We start from the raw sequence: 16607 nt of genomic DNA, 5'->3' as shown, positions 1-16607 counted from the left end.
AAAACAAGTCGTTCACTATATGCACAGATAGACTAAGGGGGATTCACATGAAGAAATTTTGGAAAATAGGATTATCAGCATTTTTAGCTATTGGTTTGCTTGCAGCATGCAACACAAAAGAGGCGACAAATGACAAGCCGTCATCTGCTGAGCAGCAAGAGACATCGAAAGTAGATCAAGCAACATTCCCAATGACGATAACGGATGCTTCTGGCAAAGAGATTACGCTAGAAGCACCTCCTGAAAAAATAGTCTCTCTCATTCCAAGTAACACAGAAATTTTATTTAGCCTTGGCTTAAATGATGAAATAGTGGGTGTAACAGAAAATGACGATTATCCACCAGAGGCTAGTAAAAAAGAAAAGGTTGGCGGTATGGATTATAATATTGAACAAATTATTGCTTTATCGCCAGATATCGTTCTTGCGCATGCATCGGGTATGAGTTATTCAAAAGGAGCAATTGAACAGCTTGAGGCTGCAGGTGTGAAAGTATTTGTTGTAGCGGATGCCAAAAACTTTAATGAGACTTACACGACGATTGAACAGCTTGGTCGTGCAACAGGAAAACTAGAAGAGGCTAAAAAAGTGGTCGCAACTATGAAGGCAAAGGTTGCAGAAGTTGAAACAAAACTTGAGGGTGTTAAGCCAAAAAAAGTTTTTGTAGAGTCGACTGATGAGCCAGAAATTTATACAGCTGGTAAAGGTACATTTATGAATGAAATGCTAGAAATGATTCATGCCGGAAATGTGGCAGCAGATACAAATGACTGGTATCAAATTGATGCTGAACAAATTATTGCGAAAAATCCAGATGTCATTGTTGTGACATATAATTATGTACCGAATATTTTAACGAAAATTCCGCAACGTCCAGGCTTTGAGACAATTACTGCTGTAAAAAATAAAGCCATTGTACAAGTGGATGAAAATACGACAAGTCGTCAAGGTCCTCGATTGGCAGATGGTTTTGAGGAATTAGCAAAGGCCATTTACCCAGAGGCGTTTAAATGAGTAAAACAATTGTAGCCTATGTAACAGCAATTACGCTTTTAATCATTAGCATCTGGTGTGGTGTGGCGATAGGCTCAGTTCATATTCCATTAGAAGTATTGTGGAATAAGGCCGCTGATGAAACAGCTGCCAATATTTTATGGAAGATTCGTTTACCTCGAGTTCTGCTAGCAGGGCTTGTAGGGGCATCACTTGCTATTGCAGGGGCAGCTTTTCAAGGCTTATTAAAAAACCCTTTGGCTGATCCTTATACGTTAGGTGTTTCTTCTGGTGCATCAGTGGGCGCAGTGATGACGATTTTCTTTAGTGTCTCAATACCTGTAGTCGGTCATTTTACATTGCCAGTCTTTAGTATGATAGGTGCCATATTAACGATGGTAGCGGTTATGGGCTTTGCTAGAATAGTAGACCGTTCACTAAAAATGGAAACTCTTATTTTAACAGGGGTTATATTTAGTTCATTTTTAGGTTCCTTGATTTCATTAATGATTGCATTATCTGGTGAGGAGCTACGCCAAGTAATCGGATGGCTGCTCGGCTCAGTATCGATGCGTGGTTGGCCTTACGTTCAGATGATAATCCCATTTGTTATCATTGGTTCCATTATGCTTTGGACACAAAGACGCGAGTTAAATGTTCTGTTATATGGAGAAGAACGTGCGAAGCATTTAGGTGTCAATGTTAAGCGTAGTAAATATATTATTTTAGTGGGTGGATCTATGTTGACAGGAGCAGCGGTAGCTGTTTCTGGAACGATTGGCTTTGTTGGTTTAGTTGTTCCTCATATGACGAGAATGGTTTGGGGTTCAGATCATCGTCATTTATTGCCATTATCATTTTTAAATGGGGCAACTTTACTAATTATTTGTGATTTAGTAGCACGAACAATTATTGTGCCAAGAGAGCTGCCGATTGGTGTCATTACTGCATTTATTGGAGCGCCCGTTTTTTCCTATATTTTTTATAAACAACGTAGAGGCAAGGGGGTACGGGCATGATTGTTGTTGAGCATCTTTCCGGTGGCTATGAAGACGTACCAATCGTCCAGGATATAAGTTTTTCCGTTGAAAAAGGTAAAATACTAGGGATTTTAGGGCCGAATGGTAGTGGGAAATCCACACTGTTAAAAGTAATAAGTGGCATACTACCAGCAACAGCAGGCACTGTATTAGTAGATGGTAAAAATAGTAGCTCTTACAATGCTCGTGCATTAGCAAAGAAGATGGCAGTGCTGCCACAATTACATGCTAATGCCTTTTCAAACAGTGTAAGGGAGGCAGTATCACTTGGACGTTATCCACATCAAACAGGCTTCTTTTCAAGCTGGACTGATCGTGATGAACAAGCAGTTCAACATGCAATGATACAAACAGGTGTGAAACGCTATGAACAGACACCGATGGAATTTTTGTCGGGCGGTGAACAGCAAAGGGTTTTTGTCGCTCAAGCTCTTGCACAAACAGCGGAAATATTGCTGCTAGATGAGCCTACCAACCATCTAGATATTGCGCATCAACGTCAAATTTTAGATATGGTGCGAAAGGAAGCAATAGAATGTGGTTTGACCGTTATTATGGTACTGCATGATATGAATTTAGCTTCTCTTTACTGTGATGAATTATTACTAATGGAGGAAGGACGGATGCGGGCATTTGGGGCGCCACATGAAGTATTAATCGCTGCGCAAATCGAAGACGTTTATCATGCCCGAGTGGCAACTTATGCACATCCAGAAATTCCAAAGCCTCAAATTACAATGATGCCAGCCTCCGTTGAACATCAGCAACGTGCTGTCATTAAAAAAGAAAATTTCACTGTTACAGATCATTACATTCAGCTTCAATCAGAGTTTCCTTTAAAAACGGTGTCCTCAGCTGTCCATAATCCGGGTATCGGTTGGTATGATTGTCTGTTAAATCGCTCTGTACCGATAGATTATGTCATTAATGATGTAAAGAGAGAGGTTGCTGAATTTTTATTAAAGGAGCACTTTTCATCTACAAGTACAGTCGTCATGTTAACAGCTGTCCCAACAAATCTTGTAGCTATTAATGAATTTCAAGCTTCTTTTGGTAGCATTATTGTGGCTGTTACGGCTGGAGTTGGTAATGCTGTTGATGTGTCTCGTGCCCATGAAAGACAAGATGAACCATATATTGGTACTATAAATACGTGGGTCATCGTGAATGGCTGTTTATCAGAGGAAGCATTTTTCCAAGCAATGATGACAGCTACTGAGGCGAAAACAAAGGCATTGCAATCAGAAAATATTCGTGATGAGCTTAGTGGTACGATGGCGACAGGTACTTCTACAGATAGTTTATTGATTGCTGCGACACAAAAAGGGGAAGAAATGCTGTACGGCGGTCCCATTACTGATGTAGGTAAGATGATCGGTAAAGGTGTTTTTGAAACAACTGTGCAGGCGATAAAAAATTATCTTCATTCAGCAGATACACCTGCTGAATGAAGATAATGCCTCCGGCGGATGTACGGATTTTCAAAGGAATGAATAAAGGATGTTAGCCTAAAACCTTCGCATCCTGCGAAAACGGCTAACTGACCTGCATCGGTAAAAACGCCACGTCCTGTGGCATTACCGAAATGACCGACATCATGTCGGCCCTCGTGCAGGCCTGGGCACAATACAAAATCCGGACGCATTGTTTATCTGCGCGAAAGCGAAGCGGCAGCGGGAATTACGCCAAGGCGAAATTGATAAAATAATTTTAGGAGATGAGAGAGATGAAGCTTTACACGAAAACAGGCGATACAGGGAAAACAAGTCTTATCGGTGGACGCGTTGATAAAGATAGCTTACGCGTAGAGACATATGGGGCCATTGATGAATTAAATTCTTTTATTGGTAAGGCAGTTAGTGAATTAGATCGTGAGTTATTCAAGGATATTCTAATTGATTTAGAAACGATTCAACATGAGCTTTTTGATGCAGGTGGTGACCTTGCTAATGTCATGAAGGAGCGTCATTATAAGCTGACAGAGCAGCCAATTGAAGTGTTGGAATCGCGTATTGATGCATTGTCAGATGAAGCACCACCGTTACAGCGTTTTATTCTACCAGGTGGTGCACCAGCAGCCGCAACTTTACACATTGCTCGCACAGTAGCACGTCGAGCAGAGCGTCAAATGGTAACGCTTATGAAGGAAATCGAAGATGTACCGACAATTGTACAAAAATATTTAAACCGTCTATCGGATTATTTATTTGCGGTTGCGCGTGTTGTTAATTTTAGATTGAATGTCGCGGATGTTGAATATATTCGAAGTGGCAATGTGTTTAAAAAATAGCTTGTAATTTATCGTCATTTAGCAAATGGTTTTTGTAGCTAAAGAAATGCATCAGTAACAAATGTTTTTTGTAGCTAAAGAAATGCATCAGTAACAAATGTTTTTTGTAGCTAAAGAAATGCATCAGTAACAAATGTTTTTTGTAGAGAAAACAAAACGACAGCTAAAATTATGCCAAGGCGAAGTTGATTCATAGACATAGGGCACTCATTATCAAAAATTATGGATAATATTTGATATAGGTTGATTGGAGTGGAGACTGGGCGACTCCTCGGGGATTAGCAATAGAGGAACGAAGGCTAAAACCATCACGTCCTGTGATAACGCCTTCGTGACCAACATCGTGTTGGCCCGAGACCTTGGAGCGAGCATCGCGAGTGAAGCGGCTCATCGGACGCCCCCAGGAAGCTCTGCTCTGCGCGAAAGCGAAGCGTCAGCGGCAAAGCGCCCAGTCGGAACGGAAATCAACCACACGTTATGGTGAGAATTAGTATTATAAAGAATGAAAAAAATGGTCACTTTGAAAATTCAGGGTGGCTTTTTTTCTTGTAAAATGTAAGAATATAAAATTATCAGAAATATTTCCGTTTTATGTTGACTGAATGCTCACTCATTTATTAGAATAGGAATATAATGATTGAACTAGCAAATTTACCACAAAGAGAGAAACTTACGACGAACTAAAGGGGGGACCAACCATGAGTCCATTAGTAATTGCAAACATTGTTCTAACAGTCTTGGTTGTGTTTTATGCAGTAGGGTTATTCTTCTATCTGTTAAAAACACGCTATAAGTTTGTGCAATTGGGGAAAAAGGTTGAGTTTGATGAAAGTGTTCAAGAACGAATTCGTTATCTTATGGTCAATGTACTTGGCCAAAATAAGCTATTAAAAGATCCGAAAAGTGGTTTAATTCACGTTATGTTCTTCTATGGATTTTTGATGGTGCAGCTAGGTGCCATTGATTTAATTTGGAAGGGGTTAGCTCCTGGGTCACATTTGCCACTTGGCATTTTCTACAGTGTGTTTACATTCTTCCAAGAGCTTGTAGTATTAATGATTTTAGTGGCGGTTGTGTGGGCATTTTACCGTCGTTATGTAGAAAAGTTAGTACGTCTAAAACGAGGCTGGAAAAATGGACTTGTCTTAATTTTCATTGGCGGGTTAATGGTATCCACATTGCTTGCAAATGGTATGGGAATAATTTGGCATGGTGAAGGACTAACTTATACAGAGCCAGTTGCTTCTGGTATTGCTGCTATTTTTAGCTTCTTACCAGCATCAGCAGCGGCGGTTGTTTTCTATGTAATGTGGTGGGCACACTTATTGATTCTATTGACATTCTTAGTGTATGTACCACAATCGAAGCACTTCCACTTAATTGTGAGTCCGATCAATGTGTACATGAATCGTTTAGATCGTACAGGTACTTTAACACCGATTGATTTTGAAGCATTAGAAAATGCTGAAGATGAAGAGGATATTCCAGCAATTGGTGTTGGACGTATTCAAGACTTTACACAAAAACAAATGCTAGATTTATATTCCTGTGTAGAGTGCGGACGTTGTACAAATATGTGTCCAGCGTCAGGTACAGGAAAAATGCTATCACCGATGGATTTAATCGTGAAGCTACGTGATCATTTAACATTTACAGGTGCTGTTGAGACAAAGCAAAAGCCTTGGGTACCTTATCAATTCTTTGCGAAAACAAAGGGGAATCAGCTAGCGATGGCAGCTGGTGCTGAAGGGGCAGTCATTGAAGATATCTACAGCCCTTCTTTAATCGGCGATGTCATTACAGAAGAAGAGATTTGGGCATGTACAACTTGCCGTAACTGTGAGGATCAATGTCCTGTAATGAACGAGCATGTCGATAAAATTATTGATTTACGTCGTTACTTAACAATGACTGAAGGAAAAGTAAACCCTGATGCACAACGCGCGATGACAAATATCGAACGTCAAGGCAATCCTTGGGGCTTAAACCGTAAAGAAAAAGAAAATTGGCGTGACCTAGATCCAACAATTCATATTCCAACAGTGAAAGAGCTGAAAAAATCAGGGGAAGAAATGGAATATTTATTCTGGGTAGGATCAATGGGTGCGTTTGATAACCGCTCACAAAAAATTGCCTTAGCTTTCTGTCGTTTATTAAACGAGGCAGGCGTGAAGTTTGCGATTTTAGGAAATAAAGAGAAAAACTCAGGGGACACTCCACGTCGATTAGGAAATGAGTTTTTATTCCAAGAGCTGGCAACAGCGAATATTGATGAATTTGAGAAAAACGACGTGAAGAAAATCGTTACGATTGACCCTCATGCTTACAATATCTTTAAAAATGAATATCAAGATTTTGGCTGGAAGGGCGAGGTCTACCATCATACTGAACTATTGAATCAATTGATTGATGAAAATCGTCTAGCGTTAAATTACGAAGTTCATGAAACGATTGTTTTCCACGATTCTTGTTATTTAGGTCGTTATAACGATGTTTATGATGCACCACGCGAGATATTACGTGGTATTCCAGGTGTTAAGCTTGTGGAAATGGAGCGTAATCGTGAGTCAGCAATGTGCTGTGGTGCAGGTGGCGGCTTAATGTGGATGGAAGAGCATGTCGGCAACCGAATTAACGTAGCAAGAACAGAGCAAGCTTTAGCAACGGATGCTTCAGTTATTTCTTCTGGATGTCCTTACTGCTTAACAATGCTTGAGGATGGTACAAAGGCAAAAGAGGTTGAAGATACAATCAGTACATTCGATGTTGCAGAACTATTGGAGCGTTCAGTATTTGGTGAAAAAGTGAAAGCTGTCGAAGAGTCTGTTGAAGAAGCAGCGGATGTAATGGTTGAAGAAGTAGTAGCCTCTGTAGACAGTGTCGAATAAGACAAGAATGCAGAAACTAACGCAGAAAAATAATGGTTATTGCAGAAATATTTTAGTTATCTGAAAAATATAAATTGCACAATAAATAATTGTTTTGTAGAATAAGATTAAATGGAAATGGGAGTTGATCTAACTTCTTTCAGCGGGTATCCAAACACCCGCTGAAAGAAGTTAAAGCCTCCGGCGGATGTCATGGAATCGAAAAGGAGTTCACTTAGGATGTTAGCCTAAAATCATCGCATCCATGCGATAACGGCTAACTGACCTGCATCGTGCAGGCCTAAGCACAAAGTCGATTCCAGACGCAATTATGCCGAGGCATAATTGATACTAACTCCCATTTTTCATAGCAAGAGGTCGAGCGAGCGTTCAGTCAACGCAGATGCTCTTATACTTCTTCTAGAACGTAAAACAAAAGGGGTGTTTTACTTGAATAGAGCAGTAATTTTAGCAGGAGCAAGAACTGCATTTGGTAAGTTTGGAGGTTCACTATCAGCATTAAGCGCGAGTGATTTAGGCGCAATTGCCATAAAAGGGGCACTTGAGAAAGCGAATATTTCGCCTGATGAAGTGAATGAAGTAATTTTAGGCTCCGTTTTACAAGGGGGACAGGGCCAAATTCCTTCAAGGCAGGCTGCGATCAAAGCAAATTTACCAGTAGCAGTGAAAACAGAAACGATTAACAAGGTTTGTGCGTCAGGGATGCGTGCTGTAACACTAGCGGATCAGCTAATTCGATTAGGGGACGAAGAAGTAATTATCGCTGGTGGTATGGAATCCATGTCGAATGCACCGTATTATCTACAAAATGGTCGAACAGGCTTACGCATGGGCGACTCAACAATGGTAGATGGCATGCTATATGATGGCTTAACATGTGCCTTTGATAAGACAAGGCCGCATATGGGAAGCTACGGTAATACAACGGCCAAAGAATATTCGTTAAGCCGTGAGGAGCAGGATGCTTGGTCTGTTCGCAGTCATGAACGTGCACTTGCAGCAATTGAAAAAGGTTACTTTGCTGAAGAAATTGTGCCTGTGGAAATTCCACAACGTAAGGGAGAACCGCTTCATATCGATACGGACGAGGCACCAAGAGCCGGTACGTCAATGGAGGTACTTGCGAAACTCAAGCCAGCCTTTGACAAGGACGGAACGATTACAGCAGGGAATGCACCTGGCGTTAACGATGGTGCGTGTGCCTTAGTAGTAATGAGTGAGGAACGTGCGGCGCGTGAAGGTAGAGAGCCGCTTGCAGTGATTATCGGCCATGAAGAGCTTGCGATTGAGCCTGAGAACTTCCCACAAACACCAGGGCTTGTCATTAACAAATTACTTAAAAAGACGGGGAAATCATTAGCTGACATTGATTTGATCGAAATCAATGAAGCATTTGCAGCGGTAGCTCTTGTCAGCAAGCAACTGGCGGATTTAGATGCTGAAAAGGTCAATGTTAACGGTGGTGCAGTTGCGTTAGGTCATCCAATTGGAGCATCTGGAGCACGCATTATTTTAACACTTGCGCATGATTTAAAACGTCGTGGCGGTGGTATCGGAATTGCTGCTATCTGCTCAGGTGGAGGGCAAGGCGATGCGATTATGATTGAAGTACCGAAAACAGGGGGACACGAATGATGGGAATTCAAAAAGTAATGGTTATTGGTGCTGGGCAAATGGGCTCCGGGATTGCACAAGTTTGTGCACAAGCTGGCTATGACGTCAAACTGAACGACATGAAGCAAGAATTTTTCGAACGTGGTTTAGGCGTAATGACGAAAAACCTGACACGTGATGTTGAAAAGGGTCGTAAAACTGAGGATGAGAAGGCGGCTATTTTAGGTCGTATTAGTATGTCACTAGATTTACAGGATGCTAGTGACGTAGATATTATCATCGAGGCAGCAGTGGAGAATATGGAAGTGAAGCAATCCATCTTTAAGCAAATTGATCAGATTGCACCGGCACATGCCATTTTAGCTACGAATACATCATCTTTACCAATTACGGAAATTGCAGCTGTCACAAATCGTCCAGAGCAAGTGATTGGTATGCACTTTATGAATCCTGTACCGGTTATGAAGCTTGTAGAAATTATTAGAGGGTTAGCTACTAGTGATGAAGTCTACAAAGCAGTTGAAGACATGACAGTAAAATTATCGAAAACGCCAGTGGAAGTAAATGACTTCCCAGGCTTTATTTCGAATCGTATTTTATTACCAATGATTAATGAAGCGATCTACGCATTGTATGAGGGTGTAGCATCGAAAGAAGCCATTGACGATGTGATGAAGCTTGGCATGAATCATCCGATGGGGCCATTAACATTAGCAGATTTTATTGGTCTTGATACATGTCTATCCATCATGGAGATTTTACATGAGGGCTTAGGTGATAGTAAATATAGACCTTGTCCATTGCTTCGTAAATATGTGGCAGCAGGCTGGGTAGGTAAAAAATCTGGAAGAGGCTTTTACGTTTATGAATAATCCTATGGGGATGGGACAATTCAAATGAAGTACAATGCTACGGGACAACATACAGGGGTGACATAATAGATGCATTTACAATTTACAGATGAACAAATAATGATGCGTGATATGGTTCGTAATTTTGCTCAGGATAAAATTGAACCGTGGGTAGAACGTATGGAAGCAGGAGAGTTTCCACGTGAACTCCTTGCGCAAATGGGAGAATTAGGTTTAATGGGGATCACGACGCCTGAGGAATTAGGCGGCTCAGCGATGGATTTTACATCGTACATAATTGCAATCAATGAACTATCGAAGGTTAGTGCAGTAATGGGTGTTATTTTATCTGTACATACTTCGGTTGGAACAAACCCTATCATTTATTTCGGCAACGATGAACAGAAGAAACGTTATGTTCCAAAGCTTGCTGCAGGGGAATATTTAGGGGCATTTTGTTTAACAGAGCCTAGCGCTGGTTCTGACGCTGGCTCTTTACAATCCAAAGCGGTGCGAGATGGAGATGACTATGTCATCAACGGCTCCAAGGTGTTTATTACAAACGGCGGAGAAGCAGATGTTTATATTGTCTTTGCCTCAACGAATCCAACTGAAAAAACACGTGGTATTTCAGCATTTATTGTTGAAAAAGGAACGCCAGGCTTAATCATAGGTAAAGATGAACATAAAATGGGCCTACACGGCTCACGTACAGTTCAACTAACATTCGACAACTGTCGCATTCCAGCCGCAAACCTTCTTGGGGAGGAAGGGGAAGGCTTTAAAATTGCAATGGCTAACTTAGATGTTGGACGCATTGGAATCGCAGCACAAGCTCTAGGCATTGCTGAAGCAGCGCTAGAGGCAGCTACTGCTTATGCCAAAGAGCGCGTTCAATTTGGAAAGCCTATTGCAGCGCAACAAGGGGTTGGCTTCAAGCTTGCTGATATGGCGACTGCCGTAGAATCAGCAAAATTACTAGTCTATCGTGCAGCGGATCTACGTACAAAAGGGTTGCCATGCGGAGCCGAGGCCTCGATGGCGAAACTGTTTGCCTCACGTACGGCAGTACAAACAGCGATAGACGCTATACAGATTTTTGGTGGCTACGGCTATACAAAAGACTATCCTGTAGAGCGTTATTTCCGAGATGCAAAGGTGACAGAGATATACGAGGGTACAAGTGAAATTCAAAAGCTAGTCATTAGTAAACATTTACTTAAATAAAGTCTGATGAATGTTGCAAAGTTGATTTTTTACGGATGATGTCGATTCAGGAAAACGCTTTAGGTTACTAGAGGTTCGCTCAGTGTTCCGAAGCAATACTACAGAAACATGATCACATACAGAAATCAACAATATAGCACTAACTGAGTCTAACGAAAAAGGGGAAATGGACAATGAACTTTCAATTAACAGAAGAGCATGAGCAATTACGTGAAATGATTCGTGATTTTGCTATTAATGAAGTAGCACCAACAGCTGCTGAACGTGACGAGAACGAAGAGTTTGACCGTGCAATTTTCGATAAAATGGCGGAGTTAGGTTTAACAGGTATTCCATGGCCAGAAGAATACGGCGGTGCAGGCTTTGATTATCTTGCATATGTCATTGCTGTAGAGGAATTATCACGTGTATGTGCTTCAACAGGGGTAACTTTATCAGCACATACTTCACTTGCTGGTTGGCCGATCTTTAAATTTGGTAATGAAGAGCAAAAACAAAAATACCTTCGCCCAATGGCAGAAGGTAAACATATCGGTGCATATGGCTTAACGGAGCCAGGATCAGGTTCTGATGCGGGTGGCATGAAAACATATGCAAAACGTGATGGCGATGATTATATTTTAAACGGCTCGAAAATTTTCATTACGAACGGTGGAGTAGCAGATACATATGTTGTATTTGCAGTAACAGATCCAGAAGCTAAAAATGGCACAACTGCTTTTATCGTTGAAGCTGGCTATGAAGGTTTCTCGGTAGGGAAGAAGGAGAAAAAACTAGGAATTCGTTCATCTCCTACAACTGAAATTATTTTTGATAACTGTCGTGTTCCGAAAGAAAACATGCTTGGAGCTGAGGGAGAAGGCTTCAAAATTGCGATGACAACACTTGATGGAGGACGTAATGGTATTGCGGCACAAGCTCTAGGGATTGCACAAGGCGCGCTAGATGCAGCGGTTGAATATGGTAAAGAGCGTGTGCAATTTGGTAAGCCGATTACTGCCAACCAAGGTGTATCCTTTAAACTAGCAGATATGGCAACTCAAATTGAAGCATCTCGACTGCTTACATACCAAGCAGCTTGGTTAGAATCAAATGGTCTACCTTATGGTAAGGCATCTGCAATGGCAAAATTAATGGCTGGCGATACGGCGATGAGTGTAACAACTGAGGCGGTTCAAGTCTTTGGTGGATATGGTTATACGAAGGATTATCCAGTTGAGCGCTTCATGCGTGATGCAAAAATCACACAAATTTACGAAGGTACACAAGAGATTCAACGACTTGTTATCTCTCGTATGTTGACAAAATAACGTATGACAGAAAGAGATCAAAGACCCCAAGTACAGTCAACGGTAAAAGATGAAAATCTCATCGCCATTCGTCGAGAACAGATGATAGAGGGAGCCATTAAATTATTTAAAGAAAAAGGGTTTCATCGTGCCACAACGAGAGAAATCGCAAAAGCTGCAGGCTTTAGTATCGGAACATTATATGAATATATTCGTACGAAGGAAGACGTCCTTTACCTTGTATGTGATAGTATTTATCACCATGCGATGGAGCGACTTTCAAGTTTTGAGATTAAGGCAGGAACGATTGAAGAGTTAAAGGAAATGATTCGAGAGTATTTCTTGCAAATAGATAGTTTGGTTGATGAGCTGACAATCATGTATCAGGAAACTAAATCATTGTCGAAAGAAGCGCAACGTTATGTATTTAGTAAAGAGTTTGAAATGGTTGCTACTTTTGAGCGATTACTAAAACGCTGTGTGCAGTCAGGTGAAATAACGATGACAGATAAACAAATTCACTTGGCAGCAAATAACTTAGTCGTTTCTGGACAAAGCTGGGCATTCCGTAAATGGGCGCTCCATCGTCAGCACTCTATTGACGAATTTATTGAAATGCAAATAACATTGTTTATTTCAGGCATAAAGGGGTTCTAATAAGTTCTGTAAAGGGGTTGTCGGTAATTGCATAAAGCGACATTGCAATTACCGATTTTTTTTATAAATAGAAAGCTGTTTCATCACACAAAGGTGTAATTGATTAAGGGGAGAAAGTGGGGATTTCATATGACAAAGGTAGAAGTATATCGTCCAAAAAATCACGTGCGTTTTGTTACAGCATCAAGTCTTTTTGATGGACATGATGCTTCGGTTAACATTATGCGACGTATTTTACAATCAAGCGGTGTAGAGGTAATCCATTTAGGACATAACCGCTCCGTGGAGGAAGTCGTAAATGCTGCGATTCAAGAGGATGCTCAAGGTATTGCGGTATCATCTTATCAAGGCGGACATATGGAATACTTTAAATATATGTATGATTTGCTACGTGAAAAAGGGGCGCCACATATTAAAATTTATGGTGGTGGCGGTGGTGTTATTTTACCACGTGAAATTAAAGAGCTACATGCTTACGGGATTGCAGGGATTTTCTCACCAGAGGATGGGCGTGTTTTAGGTTTACAAGGGATGATTAATGAGAAAATTAAAGGAACTGATTTCCCGACTGCTATAGGTAGCTATCAAGAAAAGCTGGATGCTCTATCCACAGAAACACCTGAAATTTTAGCAAATTTATTAACTGCTGCAGAGTCGAATGATGATGAAGAAACGAAAAAAATGCTAGCGGAAGCTCACAAACGCTCAAAAGGGACGCCTATATTGGGTATTACTGGAACAGGTGGTGCGGGTAAATCTTCTTTAACAGATGAATTAATTCGTCGTTTCTTGAAAGAGTTTCCGGATAAGCGCGTAGCTATTCTTTCTGTCGATCCGACAAAGCAAAAAACAGGTGGGGCTTTACTTGGTGACCGAATTCGTATGAATGCGATTTTCAATAATCGCGTATATATGCGTAGTTTAGCAACCCGTGGATCTCGTACAGAGCTTACTGCTTCCATTGGGGATGTGCTAGATGTAACGCGTGTAGCGGGTTATGATTTAATCATTGTAGAAACAAGTGGTATTGGTCAGGGTGATGCGGAAATTACAAAATACACTGATCTATCCATGTACGTTATGACAAGCGAGTTTGGTGCTCCAACACAGCTTGAAAAAATTGACATGATTGATTTTGCGGATGTTATTGCCATCAATAAATTTGAACGTAAAGGCTCTGAGGATGCGCTACGTCAAGTACAAAAGCAATATCAACGTTCTCGAGAGCTTTGGGAAGAATCACTTGATACTATGCCTGTGTACGGTACGATTGCCAGTCAATTTAATGATAAAGGAACGAATGCTTTATTTGCTGCATTAGTAAATATCATTAATACAAAGGTAGGAAGTAATTGGGAAACGGGTTATGAGCAATTTGCGAAAACTCAAAAACAAGATGTTATCATTCCAAACGACCGTCGTTATTATTTACGAGAACTTACAGATACTGTGCGTGGCTACCATAAAAAATCAGAGCAACAGGTGGAATTTGCTCGCCGTCTATTCCAATTAGAGGGAGCTATTACAGCGATTAAGGAAAAAGCGCCAAATGATGCACTTGTTGAATCTCTTACTTCTTTAGCGGAAGGTTTCAGAGATGAATTAACGGCTGAGTCTAAACGTATATTAGATAATTGGCAAGCTTTAAAAGAAGCGTATGCTGGGGACGAATTTGTCACGAAAGTTCGTGATAAGGAAATTCGAACAATTTTAAAGACAACAAGCCTTTCTGGTACAAAAATACCTAAAGTTGCTTTGCCGAAATTCGTAGATTATGGTGAAATTTTACGCTGGGTTTATAGAGAAAATGTACCTGGTGAATTCCCATATACAGCGGGAGTATTCCAATTTAAACGTGAAGGGGAAGATCCGAAACGACAATTTGCTGGCGAGGGAACGCCTGAGCGTACAAATAAACGATTCCATTATTTATCGAAAGATGATGATGCGAAACGTCTATCAACAGCATTTGATTCGGTAACGCTATACGGTGAGGATCCAGATTACCGACCAGATATTTATGGGAAGGTTGGAGAGTCAGGTGTATCCATTTGTACACTAGAGGATATGAAAAAGCTTTATGCAGGCTTTGATTTATGTGCACCATCAACTTCAGTGTCGATGACAATTAACGGTCCAGCACCGGTTATTTTGGCGATGTTCATGAATACGGCTATTGATCAGCAAGTGAAACTACGTGAGAAAGAACTTGGTCAATCTTTGACAGTTGAAGAATTTACGGAGACACGTGAGAAAACATTACAGGTTGTACGTGGAACTGTGCAAGCAGATATTTTAAAAGAAGATCAAGGGCAAAATACATGTATTTTCTCAACAGAGTTTGCGTTACGTATGATGGGGGATATTCAGCAATACTTTATCGATCATAAAGTTCGTAATTATTACTCCGTATCTATTTCTGGTTATCATATTGCCGAAGCTGGTGCGAACCCAATATCACAGTTGGCCTTTACATTAGCAAATGGCTTTACGTATGTAGAATATTATTTAAGTCGAGGAATGAATATTGATGACTTTGCGCCAAATCTATCATTCTTCTTCTCTAACGGACTGGATCCAGAGTACACAGTTATTGGACGTGTAGCCCGCCGTATTTGGGCGGTTGTCATGCGTGATAAGTACGGTGCCAATGAACGTGCGCAAAAATTAAAATATCATATCCAAACATCTGGACGTAGTTTGCATGCGCAGGAGATTGATTTTAATGATATCCGCACAACGTTACAGGCGTTAATGGCATTACAGGATAATTGTAATTCATTGCATACGAATGCATATGATGAGGCCATTACAACGCCTACGGAAGAATCTGTACGTCGTGCGATGGCCATTCAAATGATTATTACGAAGGAACATGGCTTAGCGAAAAACGAAAATCCATTACAAGGAGCGTTTATCGTAGAAGAGTTAACAGACCTTGTAGAAGAAGCGGTACTAGAAGAGTTTGATCGTATCAATGATCGTGGTGGCGTACTAGGTGCAATGGAAACACAATATCAACGTGGTAAGATTCAAGAGGAATCGATGCACTACGAGATGCTAAAGCATTCAGGTGAGTTACCAATCATTGGTGTAAACACATACTTAAATCCGAATCCGCCTTCTGAAGATGAAATTAACAATATGGAAATTGCGCGTGCATCGACGGAAGAAAAAGAGACGCAAATTCGTAATTTACATGCCTTCTGGAAGCAACATGAAGGAGAGAACGCAGCGGCTCTTGCTCGTTTACAACAAGTAGCTGTAAACAACGGTAATATTTTCGCGGAGCTTATGGAAACCGTAAAAGTCGCTAGCTTAGGGCAAATCACAAATGCTTTATACGAGGTAGGCGGACAATATCGTCGTAATATGTAATGATCTTCTTGCTGTATAACAACTATTCCATTTTGTGGTTCATCATCAAAAATTGTGGATGACTTTTGATAAAACGTCTACTATGTAAATAAGTTGATTGGAGTGGAGACTGGGCGACTCCTCGGGGATTAGCGATAGAGGAACGAAGGCTAAAACCATCACATCCTGTGATAACGCCTTCGTGACCAACATCGGTGCTGTTGCCGCTGCCGCTTCGCTTTCGCGCAGATAAAACCCTTTTGCTGTCGCTTCGTTGCACTACGCTTTCGCACAGAATGAAACCCTTTTGCTGCCGCTTCGCTTTCGCGCAAAAAACATCTGTTGGCCCGAGACCCTGCAGCGAAGCGGATGTTTTCTGTGCGAAAGCGTAGCGACAGCAAC

At 41.0% G+C, this 16607-nt stretch carries 11 protein-coding genes; all 11 read left to right on the top strand.

What is annotated here, in order from left to right:
• Nucleotides 1-47: 47 nt before the first annotated feature.
• Complete coding sequence (locus ACFXN8_RS07920) at nucleotides 48-1013, top strand: ABC transporter substrate-binding protein (RefSeq protein ID WP_386844150.1); 966 nt, start codon at nucleotides 48-50, stop codon at nucleotides 1011-1013.
• The gene (locus tag ACFXN8_RS07915) at nucleotides 1010-2011 is read left to right on the top strand and encodes a FecCD family ABC transporter permease (RefSeq protein WP_386844148.1); all 1002 of its coding nucleotides are present in this window, start codon (nucleotides 1010-1012) and stop codon (nucleotides 2009-2011) included. The genes ACFXN8_RS07920 and ACFXN8_RS07915 overlap by 4 nt, the downstream gene beginning before the upstream one ends.
• Nucleotides 2008-3483 carry an adenosylcobinamide amidohydrolase gene (locus tag ACFXN8_RS07910; RefSeq protein ID WP_386844146.1) on the top strand — a complete coding sequence of 492 codons (1476 nt, stop codon included), beginning with the start codon at nucleotides 2008-2010 and terminating at the stop codon, nucleotides 3481-3483. Before ACFXN8_RS07915 ends, ACFXN8_RS07910 begins: the two co-directional genes overlap by 4 nt.
• Nucleotides 3484-3758: 275 nt before the next feature.
• Nucleotides 3759-4322 carry a cob(I)yrinic acid a,c-diamide adenosyltransferase gene (locus ACFXN8_RS07905; protein ID WP_376074970.1) on the top strand — a complete coding sequence of 188 codons (564 nt, stop codon included), beginning with the start codon at nucleotides 3759-3761 and terminating at the stop codon, nucleotides 4320-4322.
• A 698-nt stretch (nucleotides 4323-5020) separates the two neighbouring features.
• Nucleotides 5021-7210: a heterodisulfide reductase-related iron-sulfur binding cluster gene (locus tag ACFXN8_RS07900; RefSeq protein WP_386844143.1), complete on the top strand. Its 2190-nt coding sequence runs from the start codon at nucleotides 5021-5023 to the stop codon at nucleotides 7208-7210.
• A 429-nt stretch (nucleotides 7211-7639) separates the two neighbouring features.
• Nucleotides 7640-8845 carry an acetyl-CoA C-acetyltransferase gene (locus tag ACFXN8_RS07895; RefSeq protein ID WP_386844141.1) on the top strand — a complete coding sequence of 402 codons (1206 nt, stop codon included), beginning with the start codon at nucleotides 7640-7642 and terminating at the stop codon, nucleotides 8843-8845.
• Entirely contained in the window at nucleotides 8845-9696 is an 852-nt protein-coding gene (locus ACFXN8_RS07890) for a 3-hydroxybutyryl-CoA dehydrogenase (RefSeq protein WP_386844207.1), read from the top strand. The genes ACFXN8_RS07895 and ACFXN8_RS07890 overlap by 1 nt, the downstream gene beginning before the upstream one ends.
• A gap of 69 nt (nucleotides 9697-9765) precedes the next feature.
• Entirely contained in the window at nucleotides 9766-10902 is a 1137-nt protein-coding gene (locus ACFXN8_RS07885) for an acyl-CoA dehydrogenase (protein ID WP_386844139.1), read from the top strand.
• A 173-nt stretch (nucleotides 10903-11075) separates the two neighbouring features.
• A complete protein-coding gene (locus ACFXN8_RS07880) occupies nucleotides 11076-12212 on the top strand; it encodes an acyl-CoA dehydrogenase (protein WP_386844137.1) in 1137 nt (378 codons plus the stop codon).
• Between the two features lie 3 nt (nucleotides 12213-12215).
• On the top strand, nucleotides 12216-12848 hold the full coding sequence (locus ACFXN8_RS07875; RefSeq protein WP_376073678.1) for a TetR/AcrR family transcriptional regulator: 633 nt from the start codon (nucleotides 12216-12218) through the stop codon (nucleotides 12846-12848).
• Between the two features lie 129 nt (nucleotides 12849-12977).
• Nucleotides 12978-16226: a fused isobutyryl-CoA mutase/GTPase IcmF gene (gene icmF, locus ACFXN8_RS07870; protein ID WP_386844134.1), complete on the top strand. Its 3249-nt coding sequence runs from the start codon at nucleotides 12978-12980 to the stop codon at nucleotides 16224-16226.
• The last annotated feature ends 381 nt before the right edge of the window (nucleotides 16227-16607 follow it).

It is taken from the genome of Lysinibacillus sp. NPDC059133, assembly GCF_042755925.1.
Taxonomy (GTDB): Bacteria; Bacillota; Bacilli; order Bacillales_A; family Planococcaceae; genus Lysinibacillus.
This window is presented reverse-complemented; position numbering and strand designations above follow the sequence as displayed.

Bases quoted from the DNA above. Each gene is read 5' to 3' on its own strand.
- ACFXN8_RS07915 (WP_386844148.1), top strand. From the start codon at position 1,010: ATGAGTAAAACAATTGTAGCCTATGTAACAGCAATTACGCTTTTAATC.
- ACFXN8_RS07900 (WP_386844143.1), top strand. From the start codon at position 5,021: ATGAGTCCATTAGTAATTGCAAACATTGTTCTAACAGTCTTGGTTGTG.
- ACFXN8_RS07920 (WP_386844150.1), top strand. From the start codon at position 48: ATGAAGAAATTTTGGAAAATAGGATTATCAGCATTTTTAGCTATTGGT.
- ACFXN8_RS07875 (WP_376073678.1), top strand. From the start codon at position 12,216: ATGACAGAAAGAGATCAAAGACCCCAAGTACAGTCAACGGTAAAAGAT.
- ACFXN8_RS07905 (WP_376074970.1), top strand. From the start codon at position 3,759: ATGAAGCTTTACACGAAAACAGGCGATACAGGGAAAACAAGTCTTATC.
- ACFXN8_RS07880 (WP_386844137.1), top strand. From the start codon at position 11,076: ATGAACTTTCAATTAACAGAAGAGCATGAGCAATTACGTGAAATGATT.
- icmF (WP_386844134.1), top strand. From the start codon at position 12,978: ATGACAAAGGTAGAAGTATATCGTCCAAAAAATCACGTGCGTTTTGTT.
- ACFXN8_RS07910 (WP_386844146.1), top strand. From the start codon at position 2,008: ATGATTGTTGTTGAGCATCTTTCCGGTGGCTATGAAGACGTACCAATC.
- ACFXN8_RS07890 (WP_386844207.1), top strand. From the start codon at position 8,845: ATGGGAATTCAAAAAGTAATGGTTATTGGTGCTGGGCAAATGGGCTCC.
- ACFXN8_RS07885 (WP_386844139.1), top strand. From the start codon at position 9,766: ATGCATTTACAATTTACAGATGAACAAATAATGATGCGTGATATGGTT.